Here is a 16,421-nt window from a genome sequence, read left to right on the forward strand (position 1 = left end):
AATTTTGTATAATGTATCATTTGCGTTGCATTATAAATTTGTTTTGTTACTTTTTTATATTTAAATTATAATGCAAAAAAGTAATTTTTATTTATTTGTTATTAGTATGTATTTATAAGTCTTCTACTAAAAATAAAGTAGATATAATGATATGGAAATAAGTTGTAAGTAAACATAAAATCCATATCTAAGATAACAAAACACAAGAAAATTTCTTGTGTTTTGTTATTATTTTATGAAATTGTTAATATTAATCTTCGTCTTTAGATTGAATATTTCTACGTTTAATAATTTCATCAGCAATGTTTTTTGGTGCTTTTTCATAGTGATCAAATTGCATTTGATATGTACCACGTCCACTAGTCATTGATCTAAGTTCGGTTGAATAACCAAACATTTCAGCAAGCGGAACCATTGCTTTAACAACAACTGCACCATCGCTTCTTTGTTCTTGATCATTCACCAGTCCTCTACGACGTGATAAATCACCGATAACATCTCCCATATGATCTGATGGAACAACAACCGCAACATCCATAATAGGTTCTAATAAAACAGTCCCAATCATATCTTTTGCTTTTGTTAAGGCTTTAGAAGCTGCTATTTTGTATGCTAATTCAGATGAATCGACATCATGGTATGAACCATCAAATAATGTTGCTCTAATGTCAATCATTTGATATCCTGCTAAAATTCCTGCAGCCATTTTTTCTTCAAGTCCTTTTTGAATTGATTTAATGTATTCTTTAGGGATTTTTCCACCAACAATTTTATCAACAAATTCAAAACCACCATCAGGATTTGGTTCAAATTTTAATCAAACATGACCATATTGTCCTTTACCACCTGATTGTTTAATATGTTTTCCTTCGACATCTGCTGTTTTTGTGATTGTTTCACGGTAAGAAACTTGTGGAGCACCAACCTTTGCTTGAACTCCGAATTCACGTTTTAAACGATCTACAATAATATCAAGGTGCAATTCACCCATACCAGCGATAATTGTTTGACCTGTTTCATCATCGGTATATGTTCTAAAGGTTGGATCTTCAGCAGCTAATTTTTGTAATCCGATTGAAAGTTTTTCGGTAGCTGCTTTTGATTCAGGTTCGAGAGCTTGAGAAATAACAGGTTCAGGGAATACCATTTTTTCTAAGATGATTTTCGCACCTTTTTCATTAACTAAGGTGTCCCCAGTTGTAGTATATTTTAAACCTACAGCTGCAGCAATATCTCCGGCACGACATTCATCAATTTCGACACGACTGTTGGCATGCATTTGCAATACACGTCCGATTCTTTCTTTTTCTCCCTTAGTAGAGTTATATACATAACTTCCTTTTGTTAAAACTCCACGGTATACACGGAAGAAAGTTAATGAACCAACAAAAGGATCGTTCATAACTTTAAAAGCTAATGCGGCAAATTCACCATCATCGGTTGCTTCAACACTAACTTCATGCTCGTTATCATGTGCTTTGATTGCTGGAATATCAACAGGTGATGGTAGATAATCAACAACAGCATCAATCATCTTTTTTACACCTTTATTTTTGAATGATGTTCCACACACTACTGGGAAGAATTCAGAAGATAATGTCGCTTTACGAATCGCTTCTTTGAAAGCAGGTATTTCAACTTCATGTCCTTCTAAAACACTCATCATTAGTTCATCATCAAAAGCAGCAACTGCTTCTAATAATTCTTGACGTTTAATTTCAATGATGTCTTTAAGATCTTCTGGTATTGCTGTTGCAAATTCTTCTTCTTGTGGTTCGCCATTATATGTATATGCTTCACGGGTTACAAGGTCGATAATTCCTTTGAATTCTGATTCAGCACCAATTGGTCACTGAATAGCAACAGCGTTTCCACCTAAACGTTGTTTAACAGAAGCAACTGAAGCAGCAAAATCAGCACCAGCTTTATCCATTTTGTTTACATAAACTATTCTAGGAACTTTGTAGTTTGTTGCTTGTCTTCATACTGTTTCAGTTTGTGGTTCAACACCAGATTGTGCATCTAAGACAGCGACTGCACCATCTAAAACACGCAATGAACGTTCAACTTCAACGGTGAAGTCAACGTGTCCAGGGGTATCAATAATATTGATTCTTTTACCTTTTCAAAAAGCTGTTGTAGCAGCAGATGTGATGGTAATTCCTCTTTCTTTTTCTTGATCCATTCAGTCCATTTGAGAACCACCATCATGGGTTTCCCCGATTTTATGGATTTTACCTGTATGGAATAAAATTCTTTCGGTTGTTGTAGTTTTTCCTGCATCAATGTGGGCCATAATACCGATATTACGGTAGTCTTTTAAATCATAATCTCTTGCCATATTATTTTATAACTCTGATTATCATCTAAAGTGTGCAAAAGCTCTGTTGGCTTCTGCCATTTTGTGGGTGTCTTCGCGTTTTTTAATTGCTCCACCAGTTTTATTTGATGCATCAATGATTTCGTTTGCTAAACGAACATCCATAGTTTTTTCGTTTCTTAATCTAGCATATTGAACAAGTCATCTTAATGCTAATGTTTGTTTTCTGCGAGTAGGAACTTCGGTAGGTACTTGGTAGTTAGTTCCACCGATTCTTCTTGTTCTAATTTCAAGTTGTGGTGTAATATTTTCAACAGCAGCTAAAAATACTTCCATTGGCTCTTTGTTAGTTTTACTTTTGATTAATTCAAAAGCTGAATATAAAATATCTTGTGCGATAGATTTCTTTCCGTCAAGCATAATTTGGTTAATTAATTTTGTAACAACTACTGAATTAAAAACTGGATCTGCAAGTACTTCACGGATAGGTGCACTTTTCTTTCTTGACATTTGTCCTCCTTATGTTTAAAATTAATTATTATGCTTATTTCTTTTCTTTTTTAGTTCCGTATAAACTACGACCTTGATTACGTTTTGAAACACCAGCAGCATCTTGTGTTCCACGAACAATATGGTATCTTACTCCAGGTAAGTCCTTAACACGACCACCACGTATTAATACCACTGAGTGCTCTTGTAAGTTGTGTCCTTCTCCTGGAATGTACGCTGTAACTTCCATTGTATTTGATAACTTAACACGAGCATATTTACGTAATGCTGAATTAGGTTTTTTAGGTGTCATTGTTGCGACACGAGTACATACACCACGCTTAAATGGAGAAGCCATTTTTTTTGATTTTTTAATTAATGAGTTGTAGCTTTGGTTTAAAGCAGGCGCATTTTGCTTTTTAACCTTTGAACTACGACCATTTGTAACTAACTGATTAGTTGTTGGCATTTTATCCTTTCTAAATTAATATTAACAATAATGATATAAAAATTGCTTTTTAATTATACACTAACAACTGCTCCGTGTGTATCATATTTACAGTTTTTTATTACTATATACAAGGGATAAAAATTTACAAAATATAAATTTTATTATTTTTATACTACAAAATTACTCAAATTCAGATTTTATTATATAAAGCATTATGCATAAAAGGTTGATATATCCCAATTTTAAATGATTTATCAAATTAAGGATTTGATTTGTTGTATTTTTTGTAGTCTTCAAACAAAGAAAGCACAGATTTTCCGTTATATAATAATGATAATAATCGATAATACTCTTGTTTCAATTTATCATTTTTATTATAAACCAATGCAGATGTAAAATCAAAGGTTTCAGATGAAATTATTGTGTTTTCTAGATGGAAAATTCTTATAGATTCTTTTTGAGGTTGTTGATATTTTCAAATGTTTTGATTCTTCAAGAAAGAATCATAAATTTTTTCCTCAGTATTTTTTGAATTGGCATCGTAAGTGAAAATATAAAATAACATCTTATTTTTTATGTTTTTTTCTAAATATCTAGAAATATCTATAAATAAGGTACTTTGTGGTTTATTGACTTCAAATAAAGGTTTCTTAGCATACCTTTGCTGAATATATTTATTAAAACTGATTGGTTTATTTTGTTTAACAAATTTAAAACTAATAAAAATAGAACCACTAGTTAATTTCTCTTTTTGAATTTTTATATAGTAATCATTTTGTTTTAAATCATCATTTATTTGAAAACGCAAAATTTTACGAAAAGGAAAATATGTATTAATCGGGTCCAAATAATTTATTATTTCCTGCGATTTATTTGTCTTCAGATCAAAAATTTCAGGATTTAGTATTCTCGGAGAAAAATTGTTTTCAAAATTTCATTTTGTATCCAAATAATTGTCATCATAAAAAGATTTTTGTAATGCAGAATCTACATTATTTTGATTTTTTGTATCATATGAAAGAAGAAATGGATTGTTATAATCAAAGATAGTTGAATAAATATTTGAGAGTTCTTTGATGTAAATATCAGGAATTTTATTCTTATTTGGATTATCGCTGTGTTCAACGGAAATTATATGATTTAATTCATTTTGTATATTATAACTATAACTTCGATTATAAAATGTCTGGATGTTTTTATCACCGATATAGTGATCTGTATCGGAAAGTTTTATTAACGATGTATCATTTTGTATTTCTATAATTTGATTAAGAAAACTTAGATATTGATTATAGTATTCTTTATTGTTGTCATAGTTTGATAATGAATTTAAAAAAGAATTTATATGTTTTTTAAATTCATCATTTAAATTCTTATGTTCACTAATTTTTCTAACTAAGTTTTGTCCATCTTGGTTTAAGTAATGTATTGACTTATTTATAAGTTCTTTTGATAAATCAAATTTTAATTCATTTTTTATTCCACAAGACGTTAATGTAATAGAAGAAACTGAAAATAACAAAAAAAGAGAAAGATATTTATTTTTTTTCATAATTAATAAAATTAACCTTTAATTATGTTCATAATAAGACAAAATTTCTAAATTCTCTTTTATGTGTTCAAAGTATCCGTCAATTAAAATCATAAGATTTTTATTTAATTCTTGTTCGTATATATTATTCTTCTTATTTTGCTGATAATTAGCATCGTTTTTCTGTTTTTTATCATAAAAAGCATTAGTATATTCTAACATATAGTGTTTTAGTTCGATAAGGTAAATATATAAAGTATATTCAGGATTAAAAAGAAATTTATAATTACCAAAATATATTCTATCGATGTTTGAATAGTCTGTTCTTAATCATTTCATTCAACGTTTTTTATATATTATTTCATTTTTATCATTTTTTAAAACAGAATTAAGATAACCTGTAAGTTCATAAACCTTGTTTATATCATCGAATTTTCTATTATCTCATGTTATTGTTTTTTTCTTATCATTTTCAAAAATATATGTTTTTAAAATAACTCATGGATTGTAATTATCATATTCTTTTTTTATTGTATTTGAATATTGTTTTTCGATATAATCTGAAAAAAAACTTTTATATGAAGAGACAAATGTATGATTGAGATTTTGAAAATTAGGCAAGCTATCTCTTTTTGCTTCTGGGTCTTTTCATGGATACTCATCTATTTGTTTTTTGAGGAGATTGAAATCTAGTTTTTCTATTTTATTTTCATTGTATATCTTAAACATTTTGAAAAATTTTGGTATTCCAAACCCAGTTTTGTTTTTTTGTCTATTTATTCTTCAAATTTCACTTGGGAAAATTTTAGATCTATAATTAAGTGCAACATCTAAGTTACCTAATTTTGCTGTATTTGTTGATGCATAATTTGATGAACTTATCAGAAGTAATTTTGTTTCATTCAATGATAATTCTCTTTGTAATTTATGCTGTAATAATGAAATTAAACCAGTAATCATTGGTGCTGATTTACTTGTACCATTAAAATTCATTGCATAATTAATTTTCTCTTTTAAATATTCAGGTAATCTTTTGTTTATAGAGTTAATTTCCTCGCTTGAATAATGATTTTTATTATCTTTATTAATCTTTGTTTCATCTTCGACTAAACTTGATCCATATGCAGAAATTAAAGGCAAATATGGAGATTTAGAATTACCAAACGATGTAAAATTGGATGGTTTATTGTCATATGATACAGATCCTACATTAATTATATTTTCTTTGTTCTTTATGCTCTCTCATTTTAAGAGTCCACTAAAAATATTGCGAGAACTTATTAACTGGTTTCCGAACTCTCAATTATTAAAATCATCATAGGTATTGCTATGATAAATATAGTTATTCTTTTCGACTTTATTTTTCAAAAAGTCATATAATAAATAAATACCTTTTATGTCTTTTGAATTAGGATATAACTTAAAACTACTATAATGTTTTTTATAAATATTTTTTGCTACAATTTTAAATTTTTTAAAGACATTATTTCAATTAATGTCTATTAAATGATTATCTTTATCATTGATAAAGAAATTGTTTTTATCGAAATATGAATCCAGATTTTCTCATGCATCAACTGTTTCATCACTTGAATTTCCTGCAGAGAAGATAACTTTTCAATCAAATATTAGTGCTTGTTCATTAATAGCATTTAATAAATTATCTCAGTTCTTTGTAATAGAGTGATTAAATTTCTCATTTGTATCAAAATAAAAATTAATTATCGCACTTGATAAAGCATAAAAATTTTGTTCATCTTCTTCTGTTGTATAATTATCTTCAAAACTTTGAACATCATTTATGAATAATTTTTTTATATTATCTGAAAAATTCAAAAAGTAACCATCTAATGGTGTATCTAATTGACCAATGCTTATATTAAAAATTTTAACACCATACCTATCATACATTCTTTTTAGAATATTATCATATGCCTTTTGTTTCCAAACTTCATCTCCTTTTGTTCCTACATCAAAATATTTCCTATCTGGTATATCAAAATTATTTGAAAAATAAATATCTGCATTTTTATTGATTCCAAAATCAGTACCAATAGTAGAAACAACATTTCATGCATGATTTGAATATTGATAATTATCAATATCAAATTTTTTAATTTTGAAATCAGGATTTTTTGAGAAAAGTAAATTTTGATCGACATTTCCTAACTCGATAATTCCTACTTTATCAAATTCATTTGTAAAATAGCTATTACCTCTTTCATAGCGTAAACCGAGTTTATTGTAATATGGTACATACATATTAATCAATTTATTATAGTCATTTACATTTAAATTAATATAAGAATTATTATTAATGTAAATTGATTCGTTATATTTTTGAGCTGATGTATTAGCAGAAACAGTTATTATTGTTATGCTTACAAGACTGAAAGACCAAAGAAATTTCTTTATATTTTTTTTCATATTAATTCCCTTCTGAATATCCTTTAATTTCTATATTTTTATTACTTGTCCATGGTTTATTATTTGGGTTATTATTTGTTTCTTTTTTTCATAAAGTTTTTGAATCGGCATATCATTTATAATAAATATTAAAATTATCCTTTTTATCATATAATCTCATATCAAAACTATCTGATGTAGCAAGTAAATTCTCTATATTGTTATTTATTGTGTAATTTCTTCAAAAATTATTTTCTATAAAGAATTTATATTCATTTTTCTTCATATTCTGTGTGTATAAATCATAAGAGTTAACAAAAAATATATTTTTTTTATTAGTTTTGTTTTCTATTTCATCTGTAATATCTATAACAAAAGATGATGATTTTGAGTTGTAACTAATATTTTCAGATTTTTTAGTGTGATTTTGCAAGAAAAAATCAACAAAATCATTTAAAAATCATTTTTTATCTATTTTATCTACATTTATGACTATTATGTTAGTGTCATTGTTAATAGGATAAGATTTGAAAGAAAGAAACAATTCACTATTTTCTAAATTATCATTAATATCAAATGATAAAATATGTCTTTCTTTTTTAGTATGATTTGTTTTATATTTAATGATGTTTTTTACTTCATTATAGTTAACTTTATATACATTAACATTTTTTATTTTATTTATTATGTTTCTTGAAAAAGCATAATTATTATTTATGTTTGTTAAATCTGTACTGTCAGTTAAAAAAAGATTAGTGCCAGTATCATTTTTAGCAGGATAAACCAAATTATTTTTCTTAATAAAAACATCTAGAGCCGGAAAATTACTTTTGTCATATTTTAGATATCGCTGATAGTAGATTCAGTCAATATCGGGCGTATCTTCAAAGTCATATTTATCTAAACCATATGTCCTTGAAATCTCTAACAAAGGTGGATATTCATTATTGTATAAATCATCATTGTGAATATAGTTTGTTATTGGTTTTTCTAAATAGTCAATACTATAAAGTTGATAAGAATTTAATGAATTGCTTAAAAAGTTTTTAGTTATTAAGTTTCTTATGCTATCTTGATATTCTTTATTTGATTCATCATTTAAAAAGTGATATGAATTATTAACAAAATTATAGATTTCTTTGTTAATTTCAAGTTTTGGGATACCTTTTATATTAATTTTGATATTTTTACTTTGTAAATAATTCATATTGTTTATATCTATCATCTGATTATTTTCATTATCATATTTCATTAACAAATATACAAATGAAAGATAATTAAAATAAAGATGGTCACGTTTATAAAGCTTCAATTGATAATATTTATTTTGTTTTTGATTAAAACTATTTTTATGATATTCATTCATTTTATTGATATAATCCATAAGTAAAAATGAATATTTATTGTTATAAATTTCATCGGAAAATAATAAATCGACAAGGGTGTAAAATTTGCTATCATTATCTAATTCCATAGCTTTCTTTGTAGAATTTATTAAAAGTTTCCTTAAAATATCTTTTTTTATATTGTATGAAATATTTAATTTTTCATTATGTATGTTTTGACTTAGTTTTGCTTCATTATTTTGATTATGCGAGCAAGAAATTAAAGTTAACAAAGTTGGTAAAAAAAGTAAAATAAACAAATTTTTTATTTTTTTAATGCTATATTTTATCATAATTAAATTATATAAATTTTATTCAAAACGACTAGTTATTTACTAAAATAAAAAATAAATAATAAAAATATATGTAACTATTTACATAAAACAAATTATTTCTTATAAATAGTATCCTGCTTCGGAAATTATGTGTTTGAGTTGATTAAGCAACAATATATTTTCTGTTTGTGATACTAATTTGACATATTTTTCTGGTTGATAATATAAGTATCAATATAAAAGTAATTGTTCTTGGTTTTTTGTATCATTAAGATTATGATTCGAGCAAATAAAACCACCTTCAAGGATGCTAAAATCAACAAGGTTCTTCCTTTGATGACATATTCTACATTTATTAAAACTAGGTTTTACACCAAAATATACACTACTTTGTGCATAAAAAACACATAAATATTTTTTTAAATTGTCTTTTTTAAATTTATCCATATTTAGAATGTAAAAATTAAAAATATGATTTGGTATTTTCAAGTTTTTAAAGAGTTTGATAAGTTTTAGCAGAAAGATGTTTGTATCAGGACTAGTAATACTAAAAATATGCAATAAATTTACTCTTTTTAATCTTCCTATTCTACCTTTTAATCTTGCGGAAAAATATTCAATTTCAACCAATGAACCAATTTGTAAGTTGCTACGATTTTTAGATAACTGTTTATTTAACCCTTGTGCGAAAAGAATTAAAACACCTTTATCGTTAAAAAAAGTCACATAAAATTCATTTTCTGATTTTTCGATAATTTCTAATACAATTGCCTTTGCGACTAAAAGTGCCATTCTGCTCCTTAATTTCTTAAAAAATATTAATAATATTATAAAATATAATCAATAATTTTTAAGATATATTTGCATATTATATCGAAAGTAGGCATAATGGAATTGTTAAAAATCAAAGAGATGTTTTTAAAGATTGCTGAATCAATACCTGGAATTAAGGAAATAAATCCACTTTCTGATGATGATATAGTTACAGATACAACAGAACTAATAGATCGTGTTAATATTATTCAAACACCGAAAGGATATAGTTTTTTTATCGCAGTTTCTTTAATAGCAGATGTTTTTGCAAAAGTCATCATCGCAGAATTTCATCAAAGGTTAGCGTTTGAAATGGAAAAAAATAAATTAAAATTTAACAAGTTAACAATATTCATTGAAGGGATTAAATAATGTCAAAAATTTTGCTGGATAGTAAAACTTTTTTACAAGGGATGCTTTCGGGTTCAAATGCATTAGTTAATGCTAAGAATCGCATTGATGCTTTAAATGTTTTTCCAGTCCCAGATGGAGATACAGGAACTAATATGTCATCGACAATTTCTGCAGCAATAGCTAAATTAGATGAATCTTATTTTAATTTACCTATTTCTGAAGTTACTAAGCAACTTGCCTTAAATATGATGTATGAAGCTCGTGGTAATTCTGGAGTGATTTTATCACAGGTTTTTAAAGGATTTTCGCTTGCTTGTGCTGGTTTAGCATCCTTAGATTTAAAACAGTTATTAATTGCCTTTCAAGAAGCAACAAACCGTGCTTATAAATCGGTTTTTAATCCCGCTGAAGGGACAATGCTCACTGTTATCAGAGAAACATCAGAAAATTTAAATCAAGAATTTTTGAAAGCAACGGAAGTGAGCTTGCTTGATTTTTGAACTAAGGTTTTAGATTTTTCGCGAAAGAGTTGTGATGAAACACCAAATAAATTAAAAACTTTGCGCGAAGTAGGAGTTACTGATAGTGGTGGAGAAGGTTTATATATCATTTTTAAAGGTTTTTTTGAATATTTAAAAGGAAACCCAGTTGAAAAAAGTGAAAACGGAGATGATATATCGGTTTTGGTTTCAGATAGTGAAATATATTCAGGTGAATTTGGTTACTGCACTGAGGTTTTAGTTAATTTAAATAATCCACATACTTTTGATAAAAATATTTTTTCAAAACAAATAGAAGAAATAGCAAACTCACTAGTAATAGTTAACGATGATAAATTGTTAAAGGTGCATGGTCATACAGTTAAACCTGGAGAATTTTTAACTCTAGCACAAAAATACGGTGAATTTATTAAAATAAAATCTGAAAATATGACTTTGCAAGCAAACAATTCCAAATCAATTTATGCAAAAACATCTGATGAAATGGCTGAATGTGGGCTTGTATCATGTAATTTAGGTAGTGGGATAATCAAAAGAATGCAGGAATTAGGAACTGATTTTGTAGTTGAATCTGGACAAACCCAAAATCCATCTGCTCAAGATTTAATTAATGCTGTTGCTAAAGTAAATGCAAAAAATGTTTTTATTTTACCTAACAATTCTAATGTTATTTTAGTAGCACAACAAGCAGCGCAAGTTATCACAGATAAAAATATTATTGTCATTCCGACAAAGTCCCAAATTCAAGGTTTAACAGCAGTTTTAAATTTTAATTCAGAATTTAGTGCAAAGGAAAATGAAGAATTAATGTTAGATAGTTTATCTGATGTGCAAACTGGTGAAATAACTAAATCAGTTCGTAAAGCAAAGATAAATAATCTTGTGATAAAAAAAGGTGATTATTTCGCCATTCATGATGGAAAAATAATTGCTTCTGAACGAGATTTAACAATAACTTTTAAAAAGTTAATTACTAAGATGGTAAAAAAACAATCTCAAATGATAACATTATATTACGGAGATGATGTTGATACAGCAACACTTTTAGAATTAAGTAATTACCTTGAAGCAAATTATAATTTACAAATAGAAGTAGTTGAAGGTAATCAACCTAATTATCAATTCTTAATAGGAGTTGAATAATGAAAATAGTTTTAGATGCAAATGGATTAGATTTAGGTGTTAATGTTGCTTATAATGCAGCAGCAAAATTTGTTAATGATTATCAAGATGTACAAATTATTTTAGTTGGTAACTTTGATAAATCTATAAACAAACACCCGAATATCCAAATAATTTATAATCCAAATAAACCAAGCGATCCAAGAAATATCCGAGCAAGTTTAAAAGAAAATAATTCGATGAATGCAGCAATTAATATTATTAATGAAAATAAAGCTGATGGAGTGATTACGGGGGGTGATTCAGGAAGTTATATTGCAGCACTGACTTTTAAACTAAAACGTATTGATAATGTTTCTCGGCCTGCTTTTATGCCGATTATTACTTGTTTGAATGATGAAAAACTTTTATTATTAGATGTAGGAGCTAACCTTGAAGTAAAATCCGAATATTTATATGAGTGAGCAAAATTAGCATCAGCATTTCATACAACAATGTTTAATAAGCAAAATCCAACTGTTTCACTGCTAAATGTCGGGGTTGAAGAATACAAAGGATTGCAAGTTGTTAGAGAAGCACAAAGTTTAATAGAATCGGATCAAAAACTTAACTATATCGGTTTTTCTGAAACACGAAACTTGCTTGCAGGAAACATAAATGTAGGATTAATTGATGGATACGGTGGAAATTTAGTCATTAAAAGTTATGAAGGTGCTGTTATAAGTTTCAAACAAGCAATTAAGCAGCAAGTTAAACAAAGTTTTTTTGCTAAACTAGGTGCATTATTATTAAAACCTAGTTTTAAAAAAATAGCACAAAAACTTGACTTTCGTAATGTAGCAAATGCATGAGTTTTAGGTATTAATGCCCTTGCATTGAAAATCCATGGTGCAGCAGATGAATTATCCATTTATATAGCACTAAAACAAATGCATAATGCAATTTCTAAGGATTTATTGAATAAACTAAAGGTAGCATTAAATGTTTAAACAACAACATCTCATTGATTTTTTGATTAATATCGGAATACAACCAAACCATATAGAATTTTATCAACTAGCAACTACTCATAAATCATATAACACACACGATAAAACTAAGTTAGAAAATTATGAAAGGCTTGAATATCTAGGGGATTCGCTGTTGTCGTTTATGATAGCAATTTATGCATATAAAAAGTTTCCCAATAAATCTCAAGGTGAACTTTCGCGCTGGAGAGCATCAGCGGTGCAAACCGAAACCTTAGGAGCAGTTTCTAAAAACATTGGACTTTTAAAATTTTTAAAAACTGGAAATGGTCAAATGCATACAGATGTTTTAGATTCACCAAAAGTACAAGCTGATATTTTTGAAGCTTTTCTAGGAGCAATTTATTTAGATCAAGGGATGTCAAAGGCTTGATGATTTGTGCAAAAACACCTACTAGCAAGCAATATAAGTGTAGATGGACATCATATATTTCAAAGTAACAAGGATCCTAAAACACAACTTCAAGAATATTTTCAAAGCATTAGTAAAAATAATATTCATTATATTTTTGAAGAAAAAGATAAGCTTTTTATAGCTAAAGCCGTTCATGAAGATATGATTTACGGAATAGGAAGTGGTGCTTCTAAAAAAGAAGCTACTACAAATGCAGCAAGAGCAGCCTTAAATAAAATGAAAATGAAAGGAAATGATGAAATTAATTAAAATAGAAGCATTAGGATTTAAATCTTTTGCAGATCCGATTGTATTACACTTTGATGGTGGAGTTGCAGGTATTGTAGGACCCAATGGTTCTGGTAAAAGTAATATTAACGATGCAATCCGCTGAGTTTTAGGGGAACAAAGTTCAAAAGAATTACGTGGTGATTCAATGGAAGACATTATTTTTTCTGGTTCAAAAACTGTGCAACCGATGCAAAAAGCACAAGTAACATTGACTTTTGATAACAAGGATCGCCTTAGTTCGGTTGATTCAGATGTTATTTCAATTACTCGTGTTTTAGAGCGTGGTAAAGGGATAAATGAATACTATATAAATAACCAAAAATGCCGTCACAAAGATATTAAAGCAATTGCTATGGAAACAGGAATAGGAAAAAGTTCGTTAGCGATTATTTCGCAAGGAACCGTTTCGGATATAGCGCACTCATCTGATGAAGATCGCAGATTAATTTTTGAAGAAGCAGCAGGGGTTTCTAAATATAAATTCCGTAAAGCAGAAGCAGAAAAAAAACTCGAACGAGCCCAAGAAACCTTAGGAAAGGTTGATGTATCAATTAAAGAATTAGAAAAACAACTTGCTCCACTACGCATTCATGCTGAAAAAGCACTAAAATACAAAAAGATGGCCGAAGAGTTGAAAAGTGTTGAAATAGGCTATTTAGCACACGAAATAAAAAAACATAGTGAATTAGTTAAAACATTAACTGAAGATCTTTCAGGTGTTGATGAAACTGATAAACAATATAACAGTCAACTTGAAGAATTAGATATCCAAATTAAAAATAAACGCGAAGAAGTTATTGAAATAAACCGTAAGTTATCAAGTGATTCGGGTAAAAAACAAGGTTTATCAGACCGCATTAATAATATCGAAAAAGCCATTTCTGCAGACCGGGCTCGTCGTGAAATGATTGCCAGTGGACAAGGAAATTTCGATGAAAAAGAGCGTATTTCAGCGATTTTAAGTGAATTACGTACTTTGCAAGAAAAATATCGTTATTTAAGTGAATCGTTATCTGAAATGGAAACTAAACGAAATCATGCAACTGAAAATATTACTACATTAGAAAGTAAAATTAACGATGGTAATATAAAAGTCAAGGATTTAGAGAACAAATATACTAAATTAATTTCAAAACTTGAAATTCTTGAAGAAAAGAAAAATAATTTTACTAACTTATACAAAGGAACAAAAACAGTTTTAGAAAATAAAACATTACTTAAAGGATTTATAGGACTAGTAGCAGATTTAATTAAGATTCCTAACGAATTTCTACCTGCCCTAGAAGCAATTTTGAAAAATGCTGCACAGCATATAGTAGTTGATCATTCTGATACAGCTGTTAAAGCAATTAATTTCCTTAAAAAAAATAACGGAGGTCGTGCAACATTTATTCCTCTTGCTTCAATTAAAGGTAAATTTATCCGAGATGATTATTTATTAGTGGTTCGTAATCACCCTGGTTTTGTAGGTGTGGCTAAGGATTTGGTAGAAATTGATAATAAATATCAAGTGCTAAATGAATTTTTATTAGGTAATGTATTAGTTGTTTCGGATATTAAGTCAGCAAATGAAATATCAACAATTATTGAAAAAAAATATATGGTAGTTACCACAGATGGTGACATCGTGCGTGTTGGTGGAGTTATGGTTGGTGGAACTGTTGAAGCCAGTGAAGATATTTTAGGTCTTGATCAAAAAATTAAGGAACTTAAAGACTTGATTCCAGGAATTAAAAATGTTATCGCACAAACAACAAAAACTATTTTAGAAGATAACGAAAGTTTACAACAACAAAAAACTTATCAAGCTTCTTATAACTCACAATATCTTAATTTATCATACCAAGTTAAAGATACTTTCGGTAAAATTGAACATTATAAATTACAAACACAAATTTCATCTGCTAATAACGAGCAAATCAGCGAATTAGATGTTTCTGAACAAACTATTGCGCAACTACAACAGCAATTGCAACTACTTGAATTTGATATCAGTTCAAATACACAAATAAAAGAAGCACTTGATGCAAAAATACTAAGTTGAGAAGAAGAATACAAAAGAATTTCGAAATTACAAAAGACTCTTAATGAATCATTTCGTGAAAAAACTGCTGCATTTGAAAAATCTAAAAACTTACTCGAAAAACATAAAGAACGTCTTAGTTCACATTATGCATTAACTTTAGAATATGCAATTGAGAATTATCCATTAAATATGTCACCAGTTGCTGCCGAAGAATTAGTAAAGGAACTGCGTTATGAAATTCAAGAACTTGGAAATGTTAATTTAGAAGCCATTGAACAACTACAAGAAGTTGAATCACGTTATGAATTTAATACCAAAAACCGTGATGAAGTAACCGAAGCAATACGTTTATGTGATGAAGCGATTTCAGAAATGAATAAAAAAATTGTTGCTCGTTTAACTAACATAGTAGATGATGTTAACATTGAGATGCATAAAGTATTTTCATCAATGTTTGGTGGAGGAAGTGCGGAAGTTAAATTTATTGATCCGAAAAACATTCTCGAAAGCGGAATTAGTATTTTTGCTCAGCCACCAGGCAAATCTGTTAAAAATCTTAAATTATTTTCAGGTGGAGAAAAATCATTAATTGCAATTTCATTATTATTTGCAATTTTAAAAGCTCGTCCATTACCCCTTTGTATCTTGGATGAAGTAGAAGCGGCTTTAGATGAAGCAAATGTGGTTAGATATGCTGAATACTTACAAGAACTTAAAAAACAAACCCAGTTTTTAGTTATCACACACCGTCCAGGAACAATGTCACGAGTAGATGCTTTATTTGGTGCAACAATGCAAAAACGCGGAGTTACTAGCTTTTTCAGTGTTAAATTAGAAGATGCTAAGAAACTAGCAACCCAAGATGAAAATACACCAAGTGTATAATATATAAAAATCTTTCTTTTTCTTAGATTTTATTTAAGAAAAATAAGGAAAAATTACAACAAAAGCAACATATTTTATTGCAAAATTTTTAATTATTTCATATTTTCTTATCAAAATATGAAATAAAAGCAATTTACCACAAAAACGGATA

At 27.9% G+C, this 16,421-nt stretch carries 12 protein-coding genes; 5 read left to right on the forward strand and 7 right to left on the reverse strand.

Features of this window, described 5'->3' with window-relative positions; genetic code table 4:
• Positions 1 to 250: 250 nt before the first annotated feature.
• The 7 genes from fusA to recO form a co-directional block, all read right to left on the reverse strand.
• Positions 251 to 2,341, reverse strand: coding sequence for an elongation factor G (gene fusA / locus ACR82Z_RS03885; protein WP_435129067.1), 2,091 nt, complete (start codon positions 2,339 to 2,341; stop codon positions 251 to 253).
• An 18-nt stretch (positions 2,342 to 2,359) separates the two neighbouring features.
• Positions 2,360 to 2,830: a 30S ribosomal protein S7 gene (gene rpsG, locus ACR82Z_RS03890; RefSeq protein WP_435129070.1), complete on the reverse strand. Its 471-nt coding sequence runs from the start codon at positions 2,828 to 2,830 to the stop codon at positions 2,360 to 2,362.
• A gap of 34 nt (positions 2,831 to 2,864) precedes the next feature.
• Positions 2,865 to 3,278, reverse strand: coding sequence for a 30S ribosomal protein S12 (gene rpsL, locus ACR82Z_RS03895; protein WP_435129073.1), 414 nt, complete (start codon positions 3,276 to 3,278; stop codon positions 2,865 to 2,867).
• A gap of 241 nt (positions 3,279 to 3,519) precedes the next feature.
• Entirely contained in the window at positions 3,520 to 4,812 is a 1,293-nt protein-coding gene (locus ACR82Z_RS03900) for a hypothetical protein (RefSeq protein WP_435129076.1), read from the reverse strand.
• A gap of 18 nt (positions 4,813 to 4,830) precedes the next feature.
• Positions 4,831 to 7,218, reverse strand: a complete 2,388-nt coding sequence (locus ACR82Z_RS03905; RefSeq protein WP_435129079.1) for a S8 family serine peptidase — start codon at positions 7,216 to 7,218, stop codon at positions 4,831 to 4,833.
• A gap of 1 nt (position 7,219) precedes the next feature.
• Entirely contained in the window at positions 7,220 to 8,875 is a 1,656-nt protein-coding gene (locus ACR82Z_RS03910; protein ID WP_435129081.1) for a hypothetical protein, read from the reverse strand.
• Between the two features lie 102 nt (positions 8,876 to 8,977).
• Complete coding sequence (gene recO / locus ACR82Z_RS03915) at positions 8,978 to 9,649, reverse strand: DNA repair protein RecO (RefSeq protein WP_435129084.1); 672 nt, start codon at positions 9,647 to 9,649, stop codon at positions 8,978 to 8,980.
• 96 nt (positions 9,650 to 9,745) lie between these two features.
• On the opposite strand from recO, the gene ACR82Z_RS03920 reads away from it, so the two are divergent.
• From ACR82Z_RS03920 to ACR82Z_RS03940, 5 genes are read left to right on the forward strand one after another with little or no spacing between them, the layout of a single operon-like run.
• On the forward strand, positions 9,746 to 10,042 hold the full coding sequence (locus ACR82Z_RS03920; protein WP_435129087.1) for a hypothetical protein: 297 nt from the start codon (positions 9,746 to 9,748) through the stop codon (positions 10,040 to 10,042).
• On the forward strand, positions 10,042 to 11,667 hold the full coding sequence (locus ACR82Z_RS03925) for a DAK2 domain-containing protein (RefSeq protein ID WP_435129090.1): 1,626 nt from the start codon (positions 10,042 to 10,044) through the stop codon (positions 11,665 to 11,667). The genes ACR82Z_RS03920 and ACR82Z_RS03925 overlap by 1 nt, the downstream gene beginning before the upstream one ends.
• Positions 11,667 to 12,635, forward strand: coding sequence for a phosphate acyltransferase PlsX (gene plsX, locus ACR82Z_RS03930; protein ID WP_435129093.1), 969 nt, complete (start codon positions 11,667 to 11,669; stop codon positions 12,633 to 12,635). Before ACR82Z_RS03925 ends, plsX begins: the two co-directional genes overlap by 1 nt.
• Positions 12,628 to 13,338, forward strand: a complete 711-nt coding sequence (gene rnc / locus ACR82Z_RS03935) for a ribonuclease III (RefSeq protein WP_435129096.1) — start codon at positions 12,628 to 12,630, stop codon at positions 13,336 to 13,338. The genes plsX and rnc overlap by 8 nt, the downstream gene beginning before the upstream one ends.
• Positions 13,325 to 16,270 carry an AAA family ATPase gene (locus ACR82Z_RS03940; protein WP_435129099.1) on the forward strand — a complete coding sequence of 982 codons (2,946 nt, stop codon included), beginning with the start codon at positions 13,325 to 13,327 and terminating at the stop codon, positions 16,268 to 16,270. Before rnc ends, ACR82Z_RS03940 begins: the two co-directional genes overlap by 14 nt.
• Positions 16,271 to 16,421: the final 151 nt, after the last annotated feature.

The organism is Mycoplasma sp. 6243, assembly GCF_051200785.1.
In the GTDB taxonomy this organism is placed as follows: domain Bacteria; phylum Bacillota_I; class Bacilli_A; order Mycoplasmatales; family Metamycoplasmataceae; genus Mycoplasmopsis.